Source organism: Streptomyces sp. UH6 (genome assembly GCF_013421635.1).
GTDB classification, from domain to species: domain Bacteria; phylum Actinomycetota; class Actinomycetes; order Streptomycetales; family Streptomycetaceae; genus Streptomyces; species Streptomyces abyssomicinicus.
Map to the genome: position 1 here is coordinate 1 of NZ_JACADT010000564.1, position 3,722 is coordinate 3,722.

Here is a 3,722-nt window from a genome sequence, read left to right on the forward strand (position 1 = left end):
CGAGGGAGTTCCCGGCGCCGCCCCCGCGCTCCCGCCCGGCGGCATGCCCAGCGAGCGGCGCAGGAAGTCCACCTGGAGCAGCAGCAGGTTCTCCGCGACCTGCTCCTGGGGCGTCATGTGGGTGACCCCCGACAGCGGCAGCACCTCGTGCGGCCGCCCCGCGGCCAGCAGGGCCGAGGAGAGCCGCAGCGTGTGGGCGGCCACCACGTTGTCGTCCGCGAGCCCGTGGATCACCATCAGCGGCCGGGCGGGTGTGACGGCGCCGGAGAGGCCGTCGTCGGTGACCAGCGAACTCGCGGCGTACGCCGCCCCCTCGGTGGCTGGGTCGCCCAGGTACCGCTCCGTGTAATGGGTGTCGTAGAGGCGCCAGTCGGTGACGGGGGCGCCGGCGACGCCCGCGGCGAAGACGTCCGGGCGGCGCAGCACGGCCAGCGCCGCGAGGTAGCCGCCGAACGACCAGCCCCGGACCGCCACCCGCGAGAGGTCCAGCGGGTACCGCTCGGCGAGGTCGTGCAGGGCGTCGATCTGGTCCTCCAGGGCGAGCGTGAAGTCGCCCCGGACCGCCTTCTCCCACTCCGGCGAGCGCCCCGGCGTACCGCGCCCGTCGGCGACGATCACCGCGAACCCCTGGTCGGCGAACCACTGAGACGTCAGATGGGCGTTGTGCGCGGCGGACACGCGCTGCCCGTGCGGGCCTCCGTACGGGTCCATAAGGACGGGCAGGAGGTCGCCCGCGCGGTGGTGCGCGGGCAGCAGCACGGCGCACGGAATCCGCCGCGCGCCCGCCCGGGTCAGTGAGACGCCGGGGGTCAGGCCGGGGTCGGCCGCGTGCGAGGCGATCCGCGCGACCTCCTTGCCGTCCCGTTCCACCCGCACCCGGGCCCCCGGCCGGTCGAGCGTGGACGACACCAGGACCGTCACCCCGCCCGCGCGGACCGCGGTGTGCACCCCCGGTTCCCGCGAGAGGCGCTCCACCCCCTCGGCGGTGACCCGGTGGACGTGCACCTCGCCGGTCTCCGGGTCGGCCGCCGCCTCGCCCGCGGAGGCCGACACCAGGACGTCGTCCTCCGACACGTCGAGGACCGCGCGCAGGTGCAGCCGGCCGTCGGTGAGCGTGCGTCCGCCCACCGCGAGGGCCCGCGCCCCGCTCTCGTCGGTGATCCGCACCAGCTCGCCGGACGGGCTCCAGCAGGGCGTGGCGGCGAACAATTCAAGCCATGTTGGGTCGCTCTCGCGCAGCAGCGTCCGGGTGGCCCCGGTGTCCGGGTCGACGGCCAGGGTCAGTTGCTCGCGCTGGTCCCGCGCCTGCACCAGGATCAGCGGCGAACCCGCCGCTGACCAGTGCACTCGTGCCAGGTACGGGAACCGCTCGCGGTCCCAGACGACCTCCGTCCGGCGGCCGTCGAGGCCCAGGACGAACAACTGTACGTCCGCGTTGGGGGTTCCGGCCGCGGGGTACGCCTGCGGCCTCGGCTCCCGCCCGGGGTGCGCGGGGTCGGCGATCCACCACCGCCGCACCGGCGCGTCGTCGGCCCGGGCGGCCAGCAGCCGGTCCGACTCCGGGGACCACCAGAAGCCGCGGAAGCGGTGCATCTCCTCCGCCGCGACGAACTCCGCGAGCCCGTACGAGACCGTCTCCGACTCCGGTTCCGCGAGCGCCCGGTCGCCGTCGCCGTCCGCCCCGACGACCTTCAGCGCACCACCCGCGACATAGGCGACATGGCGTCCGTCGGGGGAGGGGCGGGGGTCGATCACCGGTCCCGCGACGGGCAGTTCACGCGCCGTCCCGGTCCTCAGGCCGACCGTGAAAAGCCGCCCTGACAAGGCGAAACACGCAACCTCCACGGCCGTGTCGGTGGCGTGGGAGACGATGCCGGCGCCACCCTCACGGCTCCGCTCGCGCCGGGCCCGCTCCTCGGCGGAGAGGTCCTCGCCGGTGCCGTCCAGCAGTGCCGCGGGGTCCGCGACGAGCCGCTCGGCCGGGCCGCCCGCGGCCGCGAGGTCCAGCACCCAGAGGGCGCCCGCACGGTCCGTGCCGGAACGCGAGCGCAGGAAGACGACCCGTGAGCCGTCCGGCGCGACGGTGAACGCGCGGGGCGCTCCGAGGGTGAATCGCTGGGTGCGGGCCTGCCGCCGGGGGAAGGATTCGGTGTCCGTCTGCATGACCTGACCATATTGGCCATGCGCCCCCCCTGTGCGGCTGTGCGCCGACTCATGCGTTGCTTCGGATAGTTATGATCACTGCCGTCCGGTGGGTATCAACCTGCTGGCTGCGCGAAGGATTTGTCGCCCCTTCGGTCCGACTGCCTGTGTCCTAGGGAGCTTTGGAGGTGAACCGCCGTGGCACTCTCGATCTCGGTGGTGGTGCTGCTGGCGATCGTCGTCTTCTTGCTGATCAAGAAGTCGGGCCTGAAGGCGGGGCATGCGGTCGTCTGCATGCTGCTCGGGTTCTACCTCGCCGCGTCGTCGGTGGCACCCACGATCAGTGAGCTGACCAACAACATCGCCGGCATGATCGGCAGCTTCAAGTTCTGACCGCGCGTCGCCCCCGTCCCGGATACCCCCGAGACGGAGGCGTACACCAGGACGTGTGCCGGGGCGTTTCCGTCGCCCCGGATGCCGGGGTCCCGCCCCCTCCGTCCTCCGGCACGCCTGCCGGGGGAGCGCCGGGGGGCCCGGCCTAAGCTGGCCCCATGACGGACATGCCCGCTCGCCGCCTGCTGCTGGTGCACGCGCACCCGGACGACGAGTCGATCAACAACGGCGCCACCATGGCCCGCTACGCGGCCGAGGGCGCCGGGGTCACCCTGGTCACCTGCACGCTGGGCGAGCTCGGCGAGGTCATCCCGCCCGAGCTGGCCCATCTCTCCGGCGCGGCGCTGGGCGCGCACCGCCGCCAGGAGCTGGCCGCCGCCATGCGCGAGCTGGGCGTCACGGACGTCCGCCTGCTCGGCGGCGCGGGCCGTTACGGCGACTCCGGGATGATGGGTCTGCCCGACAACGACGTCCCCGGCGCCTTCTGGGGAGCCCCGGTGGACGAGGCCGCCGAGCACCTGGTCGCCGTGATCCGCGAGGTGCGCCCCCAGGTCCTGGTCACCTACGACCCGGACGGCGGCTACGGCCACCCCGACCACATCCAGGCCCACCGCGTCGCCATGCGGGCGGCGGAGCTGGCCGCCGACCCGGGCGTGCGTCCCGACCTCGGCGGCGCCTGGGACGTTCCGCGCGTCTACTGGACCCGGATGCCCCGCGCGGTCGCCGAGGAGGCCTTCGCCCGCCTCCGTGCGGAGCTGCCCGGTCTCCCGTTCCCCGCGGCGGCCCAGGTGGACGACCTGCCCGGCGTCGTCGACGACCCGAGAACGATCAGCGTCCGGGTGGACGCCGGGGGCACCCCGTACGCGGCGGCCAAGGCCGCCGCGATGACGGCGCACGCCACCCAGATCGCCGTGCACGGCCCCTGGTTCGCCCTCTCCAACGACCTGGCCCAGCCGTTGTTCGCGGTCGAGCACTACCAGCTGGTGAAGGGCGAGCCGGCCGGCCCCGGCGTGGGGGACGACCTGTTCGCCGGCATCGCGCCCGCGGCCCCCGCGGGGCCCGGGGCATCCGAAGGACACCGGGGAGGCGCGGCATGAGCCCGAGCGGCGACACGAACGACGGCGACAGGAACGACGGCGACACGAACGGCGGCGACATGAACGGCAAGGGGCCGCGGCCCGCAGCGG

Annotated in this window: 3 protein-coding genes; 2 read left to right on the forward strand and 1 reads right to left on the reverse strand. The window is 74.4% G+C overall.

Translation table 11 applies throughout. The features are described from left to right. On the reverse strand, positions 1 to 2,163 hold a 2,163-nt coding region (locus HW445_RS22060; RefSeq protein WP_180222711.1), incomplete at its 3' end, for a prolyl oligopeptidase family serine peptidase. A gap of 177 nt (positions 2,164 to 2,340) precedes the next feature. On the opposite strand from HW445_RS22060, the gene HW445_RS22065 reads away from it, so the two are divergent. Together HW445_RS22065 and mshB are read left to right on the forward strand one after the other, a co-directional pair. After that, a complete protein-coding gene (locus tag HW445_RS22065; RefSeq protein WP_151771419.1) occupies positions 2,341 to 2,535 on the forward strand; it encodes a hypothetical protein in 195 nt (64 codons plus the stop codon). Positions 2,536 to 2,693: 158 nt separating this feature from the next. Then, a complete protein-coding gene (mshB, locus tag HW445_RS22070) occupies positions 2,694 to 3,632 on the forward strand; it encodes an N-acetyl-1-D-myo-inositol-2-amino-2-deoxy-alpha-D-glucopyranoside deacetylase (protein ID WP_180222712.1) in 939 nt (312 codons plus the stop codon). Positions 3,633 to 3,722 lie beyond the last annotated feature (90 nt).